The 16,072-nt window shown below is 64.3% G+C and carries 13 protein-coding genes; 6 read left to right on the top strand and 7 right to left on the bottom strand.

Going from position 1 to position 16,072, the window contains the following annotated elements; translation table 11 throughout:
* Positions 1 to 8: 8 nt before the first annotated feature.
* From HNO53_RS08395 to HNO53_RS08385, 3 genes are read right to left on the bottom strand one after another with little or no spacing between them, the layout of a single operon-like run.
* Complete coding sequence (locus HNO53_RS08395; protein WP_209477768.1) at positions 9 to 1,850, bottom strand: IucA/IucC family protein; 1,842 nt, start codon at positions 1,848 to 1,850, stop codon at positions 9 to 11.
* Positions 1,847 to 3,601: an IucA/IucC family protein gene (locus HNO53_RS08390; protein ID WP_209477766.1), complete on the bottom strand. Its 1,755-nt coding sequence runs from the start codon at positions 3,599 to 3,601 to the stop codon at positions 1,847 to 1,849. Before HNO53_RS08390 ends, HNO53_RS08395 begins: the two co-directional genes overlap by 4 nt.
* Positions 3,602 to 3,644: 43 nt before the next feature.
* Positions 3,645 to 5,063, bottom strand: coding sequence for a DHA2 family efflux MFS transporter permease subunit (locus HNO53_RS08385; protein WP_209477764.1), 1,419 nt, complete (start codon positions 5,061 to 5,063; stop codon positions 3,645 to 3,647).
* A 199-nt stretch (positions 5,064 to 5,262) separates the two neighbouring features.
* Between HNO53_RS08385 and HNO53_RS08380 the strand changes: the two genes are divergently transcribed.
* Genes HNO53_RS08380 through HNO53_RS08370 form a run of 3 tightly spaced genes read left to right on the top strand, consistent with a single transcriptional unit; the run spans position 5,263 to position 7,926 of the window.
* A complete protein-coding gene (locus HNO53_RS08380; RefSeq protein WP_209477762.1) occupies positions 5,263 to 6,105 on the top strand; it encodes an ABC transporter ATP-binding protein in 843 nt (280 codons plus the stop codon).
* Positions 6,102 to 7,058, top strand: a complete 957-nt coding sequence (locus tag HNO53_RS08375; protein ID WP_242597576.1) for a sucrase ferredoxin — start codon at positions 6,102 to 6,104, stop codon at positions 7,056 to 7,058. The genes HNO53_RS08380 and HNO53_RS08375 overlap by 4 nt, the downstream gene beginning before the upstream one ends.
* Complete coding sequence (locus tag HNO53_RS08370; RefSeq protein WP_209477760.1) at positions 7,051 to 7,926, top strand: ABC transporter substrate-binding protein; 876 nt, start codon at positions 7,051 to 7,053, stop codon at positions 7,924 to 7,926. Before HNO53_RS08375 ends, HNO53_RS08370 begins: the two co-directional genes overlap by 8 nt.
* A gap of 25 nt (positions 7,927 to 7,951) precedes the next feature.
* On the opposite strand, the gene fhuB is transcribed toward HNO53_RS08370, so the two are convergent.
* Complete coding sequence (gene fhuB, locus HNO53_RS08365) at positions 7,952 to 9,937, bottom strand: Fe(3+)-hydroxamate ABC transporter permease FhuB (protein WP_209477758.1); 1,986 nt, start codon at positions 9,935 to 9,937, stop codon at positions 7,952 to 7,954.
* 227 nt (positions 9,938 to 10,164) lie between these two features.
* Here fhuB and HNO53_RS08360 point away from each other — a divergent pair, with 227 nt between their 5' ends.
* Positions 10,165 to 10,569 carry a hypothetical protein gene (locus HNO53_RS08360; protein ID WP_209477756.1) on the top strand — a complete coding sequence of 135 codons (405 nt, stop codon included), beginning with the start codon at positions 10,165 to 10,167 and terminating at the stop codon, positions 10,567 to 10,569.
* Positions 10,570 to 10,647: 78 nt separating this feature from the next.
* Positions 10,648 to 11,415, top strand: coding sequence for an ABC transporter ATP-binding protein (locus tag HNO53_RS08355; protein ID WP_209477754.1), 768 nt, complete (start codon positions 10,648 to 10,650; stop codon positions 11,413 to 11,415).
* A gap of 117 nt (positions 11,416 to 11,532) precedes the next feature.
* Here the strand turns inward: HNO53_RS08355 and HNO53_RS08350 are convergent, their stop codons facing one another.
* The 3 genes from HNO53_RS08350 to HNO53_RS08340 all read right to left on the bottom strand — a co-directional run bounded on the left by HNO53_RS08350 (position 11,533) and on the right by HNO53_RS08340 (position 14,028).
* Positions 11,533 to 12,144, bottom strand: coding sequence for a superoxide dismutase (locus HNO53_RS08350; protein ID WP_209477752.1), 612 nt, complete (start codon positions 12,142 to 12,144; stop codon positions 11,533 to 11,535).
* Positions 12,145 to 12,352: 208 nt separating this feature from the next.
* Entirely contained in the window at positions 12,353 to 13,279 is a 927-nt protein-coding gene (locus HNO53_RS08345) for an electron transfer flavoprotein subunit alpha/FixB family protein (protein WP_209477750.1), read from the bottom strand.
* Positions 13,276 to 14,028: an electron transfer flavoprotein subunit beta/FixA family protein gene (locus tag HNO53_RS08340; RefSeq protein WP_209477748.1), complete on the bottom strand. Its 753-nt coding sequence runs from the start codon at positions 14,026 to 14,028 to the stop codon at positions 13,276 to 13,278. Before HNO53_RS08340 ends, HNO53_RS08345 begins: the two co-directional genes overlap by 4 nt.
* A 352-nt stretch (positions 14,029 to 14,380) precedes the next feature.
* Between HNO53_RS08340 and HNO53_RS08335 the strand changes: the two genes are divergently transcribed.
* A complete protein-coding gene (locus HNO53_RS08335) occupies positions 14,381 to 16,051 on the top strand; it encodes an electron transfer flavoprotein-ubiquinone oxidoreductase (RefSeq protein ID WP_209477746.1) in 1,671 nt (556 codons plus the stop codon).
* The last annotated feature ends 21 nt before the right edge of the window (positions 16,052 to 16,072 follow it).

Here is a 16,072-nt window from a genome sequence, read left to right as displayed (position 1 = left end):
GTTTCTCCTCAGGCACCGGGACGATAGGGATACAGGGGGTTATCGCGAGTAGCGAAGCGCTTCTCGCCGTCGCCGAACAGTCGGCGCTTGGTCAGTTCCTCGATGTTCACCGTCGGCGCGAAGAGATCGAACAGCGCGAAACGTGCCGCCAGCTCTGGGCGGGTCGCCTGGTAGTTTCGGATGACCTCGGCGGTCATCATCCAGAAGTTGGCCTCCGGCAGGTCGTAGTGCTGCTCTAGACACAGGCAGAGCTCAGTCAAGGCGATGAAGACGAAAGCGTCGTAGGTGAAGTCGCGCACCTCGTCGGGATCGTCGGTCTGAATGTATGAATTGCGGTTGACCGCCGCATGGCTGGCCGGCTCGGGCACCAGTTCGGGAGCCCGCTCGGGTTCGGCCAACAGCGCCGGACCGTAGCGCACGCCGTCGTGGAAATCCTTCAGCGCGATGCGCTCCGGCCAGCCGTCACGCTGGATCAGCAGGATGTTCTGCCCGTGCGACTCCAGCCCGATGCCGTGGGCATAGAGCAGATGGATCAGTGGCGTCACCGTGACCTCCAGCAGCCGTAGCGTCCAGGCCGCGACGCCGTGGCGCCGTACCCAGCCGTCGAGCATCGGTGTCCCCGAAGTGGCCAGTTGCGTCAGTCCATTGAAGGACAACGCACGCTCCCCCGGACGCAGGTGGCGATGCAAGCTCTCCCGCCACACGGCGCCCAGGGTGCCGTAGGCCAGGCTGCGCCGCGGCTCGTCCAGCCGCGAGACGTCATGAGCCGCACCCAGCACTTCACGCAAGATGACCACACCGTCCTGCATCGAGGCGTCACGGGACACCAAGTCGTGGAGCCAGTCGCTGATGCGCGCGCTGTTCTCCACCGTATGCGCGGCCAGGATGCGACTGGTTGAGGTATTGACGATACTCAGCGAGAGCTTGAGGTTGGCCCGCCGGGGTCGGGTAGCATTGGCCAGGGTGCGGATCGACTGCTGGGCACGATAGGCGTCATCGGCCGTGCCCAGGTAGCACAGCCGACCGGCGGCCAGCTCGGTCTGGAAGGTAGGCAGCACGACTTGGCTCCACTGCCAGGGGTGCACCGGCAGCATCATGTAGTCCTGAGGTCGCCTTCCCTGCGACGTCAACTGGCGGCGAAAGCGAGCCAGTGTCGTCTCCCCAAGCTCCTCGCGCAGGAAGGCACCGAGCCTAAGCGAGCCGGAAACCGAAACGCGGCAGTCGTCGCGCAGCACGGCGAGCCAGACGGGCCGGAGCTCCTGGCGGAACTCAGGACCGTAGACGGCGTTGTCAGTCAGCGAGAAGCCCAAGCGCGACTTGTAGCTGGGATGATAGGGGTGACCCTCCTGCAACCAGCCCTCCCAGGCGTCATGATCCCACTCCAGGTCGGGAGCGGTGGGCATACCGCTCGCAACGAGCGACTGAGTGTCCTTGAGCAGGGTCTGCTGCAGCTCTTGCATGAGCGGAGGCAGACGCTCGGCAGAGACGATGAGTGCCATCACCTCGGCCATGAAGTCGACCAAGGTGGCGTCGCGCTGGCGCCCATCCGCTGCCTGTCGCTGCGCCGGGCGCAGCGACAGGCGTACCCGGCCGAAGCTCTGCTTGCGCGTGCCCCAGGCGGTATAGCGCACCTCATTGCCGTGGGCATCGCGTCCGCTAAACGAAAAGGCTCGCAAGGCTCCTGCGTCGGTCACCTCCTCGACGCACGGCAGGACATTCTCGAACAGCAGGCCCTGAATGAATTGACGCAGCACGCGCTGCTGGGCACGTGCGTATTCCGGTGTGGTGGGCAGCAGCCCGGGCTCGACGCTCGCTTGCGGTGTAGGCAGAATCGCTTCCATGTCGCTCATTCGGCTCGCTTGATCGGGTTGACGATATCGATGAACAGCGGCGTGGCGCCGCGCTGGCGGAAACAGCTCAGCAGGTTGGCCTTGGCCGGCCAGTGGTCGGCCTGTAGCAATGCTTCGGCCAAGGCCGCAAGGCGCTCGTCCTCCTCTTCGCGCAAGCGCGCCAGACGAACCCCCACCCGGCGCCAGAGGCGGCTCTCATCCACGCCGAGGTGATCGGCAAGAGCGTTGACCACACCGCCCAGGTGATTCACGCAGAAGTAATACTGGGTCCGCCGCCAGGCGGTCTCCGGTGGATAGAGCAGCGGGCTGTCCGCGGCGATGCCGAGCGTCGGCCAGGCGGCCAGCTCGGCGATACGCTCACGGTCGAGGCTGACTCCTTCCAGGTCGCGCACGTAGAGGGTGCGTGGCCAGCCCCCTTCCAGGCGCAGCAGGCTGTTTTGCAGATGCGCCTCGAAGCTGACCCCGGTACGCGCCAAAATCTGCAGAATCGGCACCAGGGAAATCTCCAGGTAGGCTTCGAACCAACGCTGCAGGTCCACTTCGCCGCCCGCCCCCTGGCGGATCGCCGCGATCAGCTTGGGTTCGGTCTCGCCCGGGTAGGGCTCGAGCAGCGATGCCAGCACGCAAGCGTGCTGGGCGTCGGCCGGCATGGGTCGGTATATCGTGGTGAACGCGGCAACCCGGTGGGCCGCCAGCGCTGGATGCGCAGGGTCCAAGGTGCGATAGCCGGTCTCCATCACCACCTGAAAGCCATCGCTTTCCAGCTGATCACGCAGGCGGTGGATGACCCGCGCAGCGTCGAGGGTACGGCGTGACTGCTCCAAGGTGTTTTCGCGGATGAGATTGGTGATGCGCACCTGCAGCGGCAGCTTGTACCCCTGGCCGGTCTCGGGCAACCACACCGAGCGCACCGAAGAGGTCGGATAGGCCCAAGGACCCAAGGTTCCCAGGTCGACGATCTCGCCCGTCTCAAGCAGCGGTCGAATGTCGGGCTGCGGCAACAGATAGTCCGCCTGCCAGGGATGCATGGGCAGGATGGCGTAGCCGGCCCAACGCTCGCCGAGCCGCTGACGGGCGGCTTCCAACACTGTACCGGCCAGACCGGTGTCGGATCCCTCGAGCCACTCCTCAACCAGCAGCTCGCGACGAACGGCCAAATAGCGCAGCCGGAAACGAGCGCCGCGTTCCGGGCTGTAGTCCTCGAACGGGCGCCGTTCTACGCCTTGGGAACACTTCGGAAACGGATGGAACGGATGACCCAGGTAGAGCGACTGCTCGGCGGCAATGAAGCCAGGCACCCCGGACGGCGCGCCACCGTGACGTCGCTGGAAGTCGTCGAGATGCGCCGCCATGCGGGCAAAGCTGTTGTTGATCTTGTCGCGCATGTCCCACAGCCGCAGCTCGTGGGTGTTGTCGCTCGCTGCTGCGCCCAGCGATTCCAACAGGCGCTGGATGATGTCCTGCATATCCAGCGGCGCCATTCGTCCTCGAGCATCGCACAGGTAGAAGGCTGCGCCATAGCGATGCTGTCCCGAGGACGAGAAAGCACGCAGCGTGCCGATCAGCTCACCCGCCGGGAGCGTCACCCGGAAAGGTTCGCCGGCATCAAGCAGCGGTGCCACCATGTCGGACGCGTCATGGCGTGGATCGTGGCACCCCGTCTCGCGCAGGTAGCTGTTGAGCAGCGCGCGCAGCGTCGCCTCCTTGGCCAGCAAATGGCTGGCATAGGAAGGACAGCGCAAATGCGGCACGGGAGGCGAAGACAGTTCCGTGCTCGGGTCTTCTATGGAAAATCTAGGTAGCTCGATGTGAGTCATGGGCTGGCGTTTCCTCACAGCGGTGGGAGGGAAGCGACAACGCCAGGGGCGTCGCCAGGAGAACCAGAACGGCCAGGGCGAGGAAGGCCTCACTCAATGCCGCGAGCGCAGCCGCCTCGCTCGCAGCACCTTGGGCAACGAGTTGTGACGTGCGCAGATCGTGATGCAGGGCCAGTGCCGCGACCCCCAGTGCCGAGGCAAGCCGGCGGCCCAGGTTGTTCATCGCCAAGGCCTGGGCGACACGGTCATCATGCAGGGCATTGAGGCCGACGGTAGTCACCGGCAAGTAGCCGAAGCCAAGGCCGATTCCACGCGCCGCCATCAACAAGCCGATCAGCCAGAGCGGTGCCTCGGCCCCTAATACCGCAAGCCCCACCAAGGCACACGCCGTCACCAGCAGACCGAAGCACACCGCCTGGCGTGACGAGCGCTTGTCGATCAGGCGCCCTGCCAAAGGCGAACAGGCGGCTGCCACCAGGGCGGTAGGCAGGAATATCATTCCGGTAGTCAGCGCGTCATAGCCTTGCACCCGCTGCATCCACAGCGGAATCAGCAGCAGGCAGCCAAAGGTGGCGACAGCCTGGGCGCAGGCTATAAGCACACTGACGCGATAGAGGCGAACGGTGAAGAGCCGGAGTTCGAGCAGCGGCTGTGGCGTCCGCCACTCGAACCGCACGAAGGCAACGAGCAGCAACAGTCCGACTGCGAGCGGCGCCCAGCTTCGCAACGTCAGCAGGTCACTCGGCGTGGCCAGGGCAACCAGAACCCCGCCGACGCCCAGGGTCACCATGAGGAAGCCAGGCAAATCGAAAGAACGCTCGTGATCTCGCGGGCGCTCCTCCAGGTAGCGATGACCGCTTGCCAGCGCCAGGATCGCCACCGGCAGGTTCATCAGAAACAGGGCCCGCCAGGAGCTGACCTCGAGCAGCAGGCCGCCGGCACTGGGACCGAGCGCCGGGGCAATCATCACCGCGAAGCCCCAGAGGCCGGTCACCCGCCCGCGTCGCTCGACGGGCCAGGCAGCAAAGATCAGCGGCAGCGACAGCGGGATCATTAGACCCGCGGCGATGCCCTGAAGCCCACGGGCCAGGAGCACCCACACCAGCCCCGTCGACAAGGCACCGAGCAAGGAAGCCAGCAGAAACAGCCACAGGCCCAGCAGGTAAAGGCGCCGCGTGCCGAAGCGCCCGGCCAGGAATCCGGTCAGCGGCATGGTCATGCCCATGGCCACCAGAAACAGTGTCATCACCCAGCCGACGCTGGCCGCCCCCGCTTCGAACACGAGCATCAACTCGGGGATCGCCAGATTCAGCGCGCTGTTGTTGAGACTGACGGTGAAGGTCCCCAGCAGCACGGTGACCAGCGTTCGGTAAGCGACGACATCCCTTGATCTCATGAGGCTCCATCCTCGACTCCAGAAGCCCCGGCGATAGCCGACCGGGACCCGACAACGAGGGAGAGGCTGCCACAGCAATTCTTTATATGCAAACAATTCTCAAAATCATTCGTAATCGTATGTAAGCTTCGCATTGGGAATGAGAAATGCTTATACTGAGCGCCAGTTTCTACGAGCCAGTGTCCATGCGAAGGTTGCGATGATTCCCTCTCACCCTGTACACGCGCGTCTTCAAGGCGAAGATCTCGCCGTTGGCTATACCGGCCGTCGCGTTCTCGATGGCGTGGATTTTCGTGTCGAAGAGGGCCGGCTCACGGCACTGCTGGGTCCCAACGGCAGCGGCAAGTCGACGCTACTGAAGACACTGGCGCGGACACTGTCGCCGGAGCGGGGCCGAGTGTTGCTCGATGGCCACGACATCCACCACTATCGCACCCGCGACGTGGCCCACCGGCTCAGCATACTGCCCCAAAGCCCCAGCGCGCCCGAGGGCCTCAAGGTGCGGGAGCTGGTCGGCATGGGGCGCTTTCCCCATCAGCGGCTATGGCGACAGTGGTCGAAAGAGGACGAGCGGGCAGTCGACGAGGCCATGACCGTCGCCCGGGTCGCCGATTTTGCCGAGCGCCCGGTGGATGCCCTCTCCGGCGGCCAGCGCCAGCGCTGCTGGATCGCCATGGTGCTGGCCCAGGAGACCGACCTCATCCTGCTCGACGAACCGACTACCTTCCTCGACCTCAAGGTACAAGTGGATCTGCTGGAAATGCTGGCACGACTGGCCCACGAGCGCGGTCGCACTCTGCTGGTGGTACTGCATGATCTCAACCTGGCCGCCGCCTATGCGGACGTACTGGTGATGATGCGCGAGGGTCGCATCGAGCATAGCGGTGCACCGGAGACGGTATTCACCGCGGCCAACCTGAAGCAGGTATTCGATCTCGACGCCGACGTCATGCAAGCCCCGAACACCGGAAGACCGGTCTGCGTGCCGGCCATGAGCAGAGCCTCTTCGTTGGGGATCGCGCGACAGGGTGTGCCAGCATGAGCATGATCCAGCGCTTCTGTGCCCGCGAGAGTCTGGCGCAGGGCGACCCGTTGGCAGGCAGCGCCGCTCACGCCGAGCGTAACTTGCTGCTCAGTTGGCCGCGGGCAAAATGGCAGCGCAGTTTGCGCCAGGCCAGTGACATGACCGACGCAGTCGCGACGCGGCTCGAAGCCATCGCCGAGGCGGGACGGCGCGTGAACCTGATCCATCGGCGCGAACAGCCCGGCGAACGCCACTGCCTCTACCTGATGCCGGAGAATCGCCGCTATGAGGTGACGCGTGCGGAGCTGGCCGCCTTCCTGGATGCACTGCGACGTGACGCGCCGCTCACACGCTGGGAGGCCTCACCGCCTGCCGGCCCGCTGTTGCTCTGCTGTACCCATGGCAAGAAGGACAAGTGCTGCGCCAAGTTCGGCTATGCCGCCTACAAGGCCCTGGACGCAGCGGTAGCGGCGCACGCCCTGCCCTTCGACGTGTGGGAAAGCACCCATCTTGGCGGCTGCCGGCTGGCCGCCAGCGCCGTGGTCTTTCCTGCGCTGCGCAAGTACGGCCGCATCGACACCGCAGACGTGTTGCCACTGCTAGAAGCCGAAATGGCGGATCGTCCCTATCTGCCCTGCTATCGCGGCGACTCCCGGCTCAGCCCGGTGCAGCAGTGCGCGCAGGTAGCCGCGCTGGAGTGGCTGGCCGAACGCAGTCTCCACCCCAGCGTCTCGGTTTCCACGCCATCCGATCCCGAGGCGTCGCGTACCAGTCTGATCGTGAAATGGCAAACGGGCTCTGACCAGGGCGCCGTGGCCGTTGAGTGCATCCAGCGCGCCCTCCAGCGCTTCGACACCTGCGCCGATCTCGTTGCCCCGGCCAAGACCACCTGGGTCTGGCAAGCTGTCTCACTGCGCCAACTCGAACCTCACCTACACCTGCTAAAGAAGTCTTGTCCGCACCATGCCTGATCTCTCCTCCCGCTACTCGCGCTGCATAAAGCGGGGGCTTGCTCTGCTCCTCACAGGACTGGCCCTGGATGCCTCCGCCCAAGATATTGCCAGCATAGACTGGACCCTGGCCGAGACCTTGAGCGCCTTGGGTGCCCCACCTACCGCTGTCGCTCAGGTGGGCGACTACCACAGCTGGGTCGGCAAGCCGCACCTACCGGAAGGCATCAGCGACCTGGGATTGCGTACGCAGCCCAACCTGGAGCAACTTGCACAACATCCTCCCGAGCGCATTCTGATCTCTCCCATGTTCGCCTCCCTGGCTCCCCGTCTCGAGCGAGTCGCCCCGGTCGAGACCCTGGCACTCTATACTCCGGACGACGACACCTGGACACGGATGCTTGCCCTGACGCGCGACCTCGGCGGCCTGGTGGGCCGCCCTCAGGCGGCCGAGACACTGATCGCCTCCACAGCGACTCGGCTGGAAGAACTACGCAACCGGCTACCAAGAGACCCCTCGCCCCTGCTGGTAGTCCAGTTCATGGATGAACGTCACGTTCGTGTCTTCGGCGGAAACGGCCTCTTTCAAGTCGCCATGGATCGTCTTGGGCTTGAAAACGCCTGGAAGGAGACGACCAATTATTGGGGCTTCTCACTGGTTGGTGTGGAGGCACTGCTCGAACAGGAGGCCCGCCTGGTGGTGATCGAGCCCTATCCGATCGGCGTCGAAGAGACGCTGGCAAACAGCGCTCTCTGGCAACATCACCCCAGCGTCCGAGAGGGTAGCGTGATTACACTGCCTCCGGTCTGGAGTTTTGGCGCCCTACCTTCGCTGAGACGCTTTGCCGAACTCCTCGTCGATGCCTTGGCAGAAGCTCCCGAAACGTGAACGCCCCGGCGTCAGCCAGAGGCACTCACATTCGGCGCAGCCCCCACAGGAAATAGGCGCCACCGATCAACGACGCCACCAGCCCGGCCGGCATCTCGTAGGGAAAGATGACCTGACGACCTACCCAATCGGCGAGCACCATCAGCAGCATGCCCACCAGGGCAGCCCCAAGCAGATGCTGATGCGCCCGTGACAGGCCTAGCAGCCTGGCCATATGTGGCGCCAGCAAGCCGATGAAAGAGAGCGGTCCCACCACCAGGGTGGCGCAGGCGGTCAGCAGCGCCACCAGCAGCAGCAGCACCAAGCGCGCACGATCCAGGCCGATGCCCAAAGCGCGCGAGGTCGCCGCTCCGAGCGGCAGGATATCCAGCCAGCGGGTCATGGGCAGGGTGCAAAGCGTCAGCAAGACCGCAAGACCACCCACCATAAGGGCGCTGGAAAGATCGACGTAATAAGTCGAGCCCGCCAGCCAGGCGATCACCTGCTGCCCACGCGGATCCCCTCCGGCAAGCATTACGCTACGCACGGCATCGAACAACGCGCTGACCGCCACCCCAGTCAACAGCAAGCGCTCGGGCTGGAAACCACTGCGGCGGTTGAGCGCCACCAGGATCACCAGGGTGACGAAAGCTCCCAGCGTGCCGGCACCCACCAGCAGGCCACTCGTAGGCGACGGAAGCAGGAAGATGGCGAGGATCAACGCGATGGCACAGCCTCCGCTGACGCCCAGTACTTCGGGACTGGCCATGGGATTGGCGGAGAGACGCTGCAGCAGCGTGCCTGCCGCGGCCAGCATCAGCCCGCTGGCTGCTGCTGCCACTACCCGGGGCACGCGCCACTGCATGACGTCCCAGCTATCCAGCGACAACCAGTACCAACCGCTTCCTCCCTGACCCAGCAGCAGCCCCAATGCGACTGCCAACAGCAAAGCGAGGGACAGGCCGCCGATCAAGCGCCCTGGAGCAGGATGACGGCCCGTCAATACGCTAGACGGCTGCGGTGCTCGATTGCCCTGCAGTTTCAGACGCGGCATTAGCCAGAGCAGCAGCGGCGCCCCCAGAGCACCGGTCACTGCGCCGGTGGGGATCAGCGTCGGAAGCAAGGCCGTAAAGTGCTGCAGCAGCAAGTCGGTAGTGGCCAACAGCACCGCGCCGAGCAGGGTGCCCCACAGCAGGCGTTCCCCGAGGTGTCGCGCCCCGGCCAGGCGCACGATATTGGGGGCTGCCAGCCCGATGAAACCGATAACTCCAACCACGCTGACAACGCTGCCGGTGATGAACACCGCCAGGCCCAACCCGGCAAAACGCAAGTATTTCAGCGAGACCCCCAGACTCTTGGCACTGGCGTCGTCCAACTCCAGCACGGTCAGCGGACGCAACAGGAACCAGGCCGCCACCACCCCCACGGCCAACCGTGGCCAGAGGACCAGCACGTCGTCCCAACCGTTCTGGGCCAGCGACCCGGCGCCCCAGATCAGCAGACCCGACAGTGCCTCATGGTTGAGCAGCAATAACGCCATGGCCAGTGCGCCAAGATAGAGATTGACCACCAGTCCCGCCAACACGACTACGATGGGTGCCATTCCCCGACGCCAGGCCAGCATGAACACCAGCCCCATCGCCAACCCACCACCGGCCAATGCCACCCATTCGCGACCAATGGCCAACAAACCCGGCGCCATCAGCGTCGTGGCCATCAGCGCCAGGTTGGCCCCCGAGGCCACACCCAGCGTCGTGGGCGAAGCCAGCGGATTGCGCAGCACCTGCTGCATCAGCACCCCGGCCAGGGCCAGCCCAGCACCGGCCAGTAGCGCAACCGAGAGCCGTGGCCACCAGGCATAGTGCAGCAACAACTGATCGGTATCTGCGAGCGAGGGCGACACCAGGGCCTTCAAACCCAGCGCCATGCCCCCTTGGACCTCCAGACCCAGCCAGAACAGCATCATCAGTGGCAGGCTCAGCAGCAATAGGGCTAGCGCGGGCGCCCTCCGGTACGAAGCCGCCCCCATCATGCCTGCCTGCCTTGGGTCGCGATCGTCATCGTGTCCTGTCGCCCTCCACTGTCGCTCATTGCATCCCGCCTGTTGACTCGTGAAAAGAGGGAGATTTTAAATGAAAATGATTATTGATGGAATCAAGAGAGAGTGTGTGCCAGCCCCACCCTCGCAGCGGCATTGACATACCTTCACCCTTCGCTCAGAATGCAAATCAATCTCATTGAGATCCTTTATGGTGCCCCATGAACGCAGAGCGCTCCCAGCTGTACTACACCTGCGTGTTTCTGCATGTCTCCTTCCAGGCCATACAGCACTCAGTGGCGATCTCTCCCAGTGACGACGAAACACCGTGCTGGCTGGATTCACAAATGCTGCGCATGCTGCTCAGCGAGTTGCAGCGTTGCCGGCGGGAGGCCGCAACGTACAAGGACATCCAGCCCTCACTGGAGGCCGCCACCTATCACTGTGGCCTGCTGATGGCCCAATGCCCCGCTGCCGTCAATCGCAAGCTGTGCCTGCACCATCTCGAAGCCATTGTCGCTCCGCTTAAGGAAGCCACCGCTCAACTCTCAGGCAAGACAAGCCGAGTCGCCCGAAGACGTGCGTCATCACCCGGGCAACGGCTGCTCAGCTGGCTGGGGTGGTAGCCATTCAGGTAATCGCTGGATAGAGGCAACGATTCTCGTTTACCCTATGAAGATCGCTTACACAGGCAAGGAAATCCTATGCTCGAGGCCAATGGCGTCTCTTTCGAGGTCGATGGCAAACCACTGCTCAAGCCCGTCGACCACCGCTTCGAGGAAGGCAAGACTTACGGCCTGATTGGTCACAATGGCTCGGGCAAATCAACGCTGATCAAACTACTCGCTCAGCAGCAGCCGGCCAACCAGGGCGAGATTCGACTCGACGGCCGCCCCTTGGGTGAGTGGGGGCAGCGAGAATTCGCCCGCCAGGTCGCCTATCTGCCCCAGCATCTCCCCAGCGCCGAGAGCCTGACCGGGCGCGAGCTGATCGGCTTCGGTCGTTACCCCTGGCATGGTCTGCTGGGTCGCCATACAGCCGAGGACAAGGCCGCGGTGCAGCGGGCCATCGAACTCAGCCACACCGAAGCCTTTGCCGATCGCTTGGTCGATACCCTCTCCGGCGGCGAGCGTCAGCGGGTATGGCTGGCCATGCTGCTAGCTCAGCAGAGCCGCTTCCTGCTGCTCGACGAGCCGCTGGCAGCGCTCGACATTGCCCACCAGATGGAGGTGCTGGCACTGATCCGCAAGCTGTGCGACGAGCTGAAGCTGTGCGTTATCATCGTGCTCCACGACATCAACATGGCCTCTCGCTACTGCGACGAGCTGCTCGCGCTGCATAGCGGCCGGGTGCTGGCTCACGGCCCACCTCATGAAATGATGACCGATGCCACGCTGGAAGCCATCTACGGGCTGCCCATGCAGGTCATGACACACCCCAGTGGTGACCACCGCATCGCCGTGGCCTGCTGAATTCGACACCGCCAGCATGACCTGACCTTGCCACATCGCCTCGGCCGGTTTGCCCGCTAGAACGCAATCGCCGCAGCACATGGCTGCGGCGATTGCTTTGAGTGGGTGACGCTGGAATCAGGCAGTCGCCTGCTGATAGCGGCGCTCCACCTCTTCCCAATTGATCACGTTGAAGAACTCAGCGATGTAGTCCGGGCGCTTGTTCTGGAACTTCAGGTAGTAGGCGTGCTCCCACACGTCCAGGCCCAGCACCGGGGTATTGCCGTTGGAGATGGGGCTGTCCTGGTTGAGGCTGTTCTCCACCACCAGCTTCTTTTCCGGAGTCACGCTGAGCCAGGCCCAGCCGCTACCGAAGCGACCCAGAGCCGCCTTGGTGAAGGCATCCTTGAAAGCGTCGAAGCCGCCCAGTTCGCTGTCGATGGCCTCGGCCACCTTGCCCTTGGGCTGGCCGCCGCCGTTGGGCGACATCATCTGCCAGAACATGGTGTGGTTGGAGTGGCCACCGCCGTTATTGATCACCGCCTGGCGCTTGTCGGCCGGCACACGGTCGAGATTGGCAAGCAGCTCGTCGACCGGCATGTCCTCCAGACCCGTTCCCTCCAGGGCAGCATTCAGGTTGTTGACATAGGTCTGGTGGTGACGCGAATGGTGGATCTCCATGGTCATGGCATCGATGTGCGGCTCGAGCGCATCGTAGGCGTACGGCAGGTCAGGGAGGGTATGTGCCATGTTGATCATCTCCTTTGGTGGCTTTGGTTGTGCTGCAATCCAATGAAGTGCGGTCGCCGGGGGGCGATTTCAACCGTCCCGCGCCTCCTTTTTCTCAAGGCAGGAACACCCTACACCACACAGAGTGCCTTCGCCCAGCGCGGCACGACCGTAAAGCAGGAAGCCGGCTCCTTGCGGAGCCGGCTTCCTTGGGCATGACGGCGTGGGGTCAGAGCTTGCTTTCGAGCTCCGGCAGGATCTCGAACAGATCGCCAACCAGGCCGTAATCGGCCACCTGGAAGATCGGCGCCTCCTCGTCCTTGTTGATCGCCACGATCACCTTGGAGTCCTTCATCCCCGCCAGGTGCTGGATCGCCCCCGAAATGCCCACGGCGATGTAGAGCTCCGGCGCGACGATCTTGCCGGTCTGCCCCACCTGCATGTCGTTGGGCACGAAGCCGGCATCCACCGCGGCACGCGAGGCGCCGATGGCCGCGCCCAGCTTGTCGGCGATACCGTCGAGCAGCTTGAAGTTCTCGCCGCTGCCCATGCCGCGACCGCCGGAGATGACCACCCGCGCACCGCCAAGTTCGGGACGGTCGCTCTGGGCCAGTTCCTGCTTGATGAAGGTGGACTGGCCATTCTCGGCCACGAAGTCGACGCTCTCGACGCTAGCGCTGCCGCCCTCTGCCACCGCATCGAACGCCGTGGTGCGCACGGTGATCACCTTGAGGCTGTCGGCGCTCCTGACCGTGGCAATGGCGTTGCCGGCGTAGATGGGACGCTTGAAGGTGTCGCCGTCGACCACTTCGAGGATCTCGGAGAGCTGGCTGACGTCTTTCAGTGCGGCAACCCGCGGCAGCACGTTCTTGCCGGTGGTCGACGCGGCGGCCAACACGTGGCTGTAGTCGCCGGCGAGCTCGACCAGCAGCGCACCCATGGGCTCGGCGAGCTGGTGGGCGTAGGCCGCGTTATCGGCAACGCGCACCTTGCTCACGCCGTCGAGCTTGGCCGCCGCTTCGGCCACGGCGCCGACGTTCTCGCCCGCGACCAGGATGTCGATATCACCCCCGATGGCCTTGGCCGCCGCGACCACGTGGGCGGTGGCGCCGGCGAGCTGGCCGTCGTGATGTTCGGCAAGGACGAGTACGCTCATGAGATCACCTTCGCTTCGTTTTTCAGCTTGTCCACGAGCTCGTCGACGGAGCCCACCTTGATGCCGCCCTTGCGCTCGGCCGGCGACTCGACCTTCGTCAGCGTCAGCCGGCTCGCCACCTCGACGCCGAGGTCAGCCGGGGACTTGACGTCGAGCGGCTTCTTCTTGGCCTTCATGATGTCGGGCAGCTTGGCGTAGCGCGGCTCGTTCAAGCGCAGGTCGGTGGTGATCACCGCCGGCAGGGTCAGCTCGACGGTCTGCAGGCCGCCGTCGATCTCGCGGGTCACCTGCACCTTGTCGTTCTCGACCGTCACTTCCGAGGCGAAGGTGCCCTGGGGCAGGCCGGCCAGCGCGGCCAGCATCTGGCCGGTCTGGTTGTTGTCGGTGTCGATCGCCTGCTTGCCGAGAATGACGAGACCGGGCTGCTCCCCTTCCACCACCTTGGCCAGCAGCTTGGCCGCGGCCAGCGACTCGACGCGCTCTTCGGTCTCGACATGCACGGCACGATCGGCGCCCAGCGCCAGCGCGGTACGCAGTTGCTCCTGGGCGGCCTTGGGGCCGATGGTCACGGCGACCACCTCGGTGGCCACTCCCTTCTCCTTCAGTCGCACCGCCTCTTCCACGGCGATCTCGCAGAAGGGGTTCATGGCCATCTTGACGTTGGTGAGATCGACGTCGGAGTGATCCGCCTTGACGCGGATCTTGACGTTGTAGTCGATGACGCGTTTGACCGCGACGAGTACTTTCATGGTGTCCTCACTTGGTTCAGTGGGTGAACCGTTTGGTTTTGGACTCGCTGACGTCCTTCGAGTAAAGGTCAACGACCCCTTAGAACCGTTTGCTATTCCTTTATACGTTTCATGCAAGCGTTTGATAGGCGCCGAATCGAAAAACCCTGCCAATGTGCCACAGCCTGGCCTGTGGCAACAATCCCTTACCCGTCGCTGCGGGTGGAGCCGTCGTACATTGCCATTCGTAGGGCTGTCCTGAGTCGTTTATTATGCCTATCATGGAGAATATCGAGAAGCAAACGACCGTTTTATTTTCCTTCGACGTTGGTGGCAGCCGCTCCGACGCCGAAGCCGAGGGAGGAGCGAGTGGATGTCTGAGCAAGTAGAACGCGATTCGATGGACTTCGACGTGGTGATCGTCGGCGCCGGCCCTTCCGGGCTGTCGGCGGCCTGCCGCCTGATGCAGCAGGCCAATGAGGCCGGCCAGGAACTGACGGTGTGCGTGGTGGAGAAAGGCTCCGAGGTGGGCGCGCATATTCTCTCGGGCGCCGTCTTCGAGCCCCGCGCGCTGGCCGAGCTGTTCCCCGACTGGGAAGAGCGTGGCGCCCCGTTGAGCACCCCTGCGACCCGCGACGAGGTCTACCTGCTCAAGGATGCCCAGAAGGCCCAGAAGCTGCCCAACGCCCTGGTACCGAAGAGCATGCACAATACCGGCGGCGACATGAAGCGCTACGTGATCAGCGCCGGCAACCTGTGTCGCTGGCTGGCCGAACAGGCCGAGGGGCTAGGCGTCGAGGTATTCCCCGGCTTCGCCGCCCAGGACGTGATTCACGACGATGACGGCACCGTGCGCGGCATTCTCATCGGCGACATGGGCGTGGCTGCCGACGGCACGCCCAAGGACGGCTACATGCCGGGCATGGAGCTGCGCGCTAAGTACACCCTGTTCGCCGAGGGCGCCCGTGGTCACCTGGGTAAGGGCCTGATCTCGCGTTTCAAGCTCGACGAGGGTCGCGATCCCCAGCACTACGGTATCGGCCTCAAGGAGCTGTGGGACATCCCCGCCGAACAGCACGAGCCGGGGCTGGTCCTGCACGGCTCGGGCTGGCCGCTAGCCAAGGATACCCATGGCGGCTGGTTCCTCTATCACGCCGAGAACAATCAGGTCGTGGTCGGCCTGATCATGGACCTCTCCTACCAGAATCCCTGGCTCTCGCCGTTCGACGAGTTCCAGCGCATGAAGCATCACCCGGTGCTGGCCAAGCATCTGGAGGGCGGCAAGCGGGTCGCCTACGGTGCACGGGCCATCACCAAGGGCGGCCTCAACTGCCTGCCGAAGATGACCTTTCCCGGCGGCCTGTTGATCGGCTGCGATGCCGGCACGCTGAACTTCGCCAAGATCAAGGGCCTGCACACGGCGATGAAATCCGGCCTGGTCGCCGCCGAGGCGGTCTTCGAGGCTATCGCCGACGGCGACGAGGGCGGCCAGGAGCTGACCGCCTTCAGCCAGAAGTGGGAAGCAAGCTGGGCCTACGCCGAACTCAAGGAGACCGCCAGCTTCGGCCCGGCGCTTCACAAGTACGGCACCGTGGGCGGCGGCGCCTACAACTTCGTCAATCAGCTGCTGGGCGGCAAGCTGCCCAACCTGCACGACACCACGCCTGACCATGCCGCCCTTAAACCGGCCAGCGACTTCGAGAAGATCGACTATCCCAAGCCAGACGGCAAGCTCTCCTTCGACAAGCTCTCCTCGGTGTTCCTGTCGAACACCAACCACGAGGAGGACCAGCCGAGCCATTTGAAGCTGCTGGACCCGGAGCTTCCCATTCGCGAGAACCTGCCGAAGTACGCCGAGCCGGCCCAGCGCTACTGCCCGGCCGGGGTCTACGAAGTGGTCGAGGATGACGACGGCAAGCCGCGCTTCCAGATCAACTTCCAGAACTGCGTGCACTGCAAGACCTGCGACATCAAGGATCCGGCACAGAACATCAAGTGGGTGGCACCGGAGGGCGGCGGCGGGCCCAACTACCCCAACATGTGACCCGCAGCCCTAAGGGCAAAC

This window comes from Billgrantia antri (assembly GCF_017868935.1).
Classification (GTDB): Bacteria; Pseudomonadota; Gammaproteobacteria; order Pseudomonadales; family Halomonadaceae; genus Halomonas; species Halomonas antri.
The sequence above is the reverse complement of the archived record's forward strand: the minus strand, read 5'-3'. Positions and strand labels throughout refer to the sequence as shown.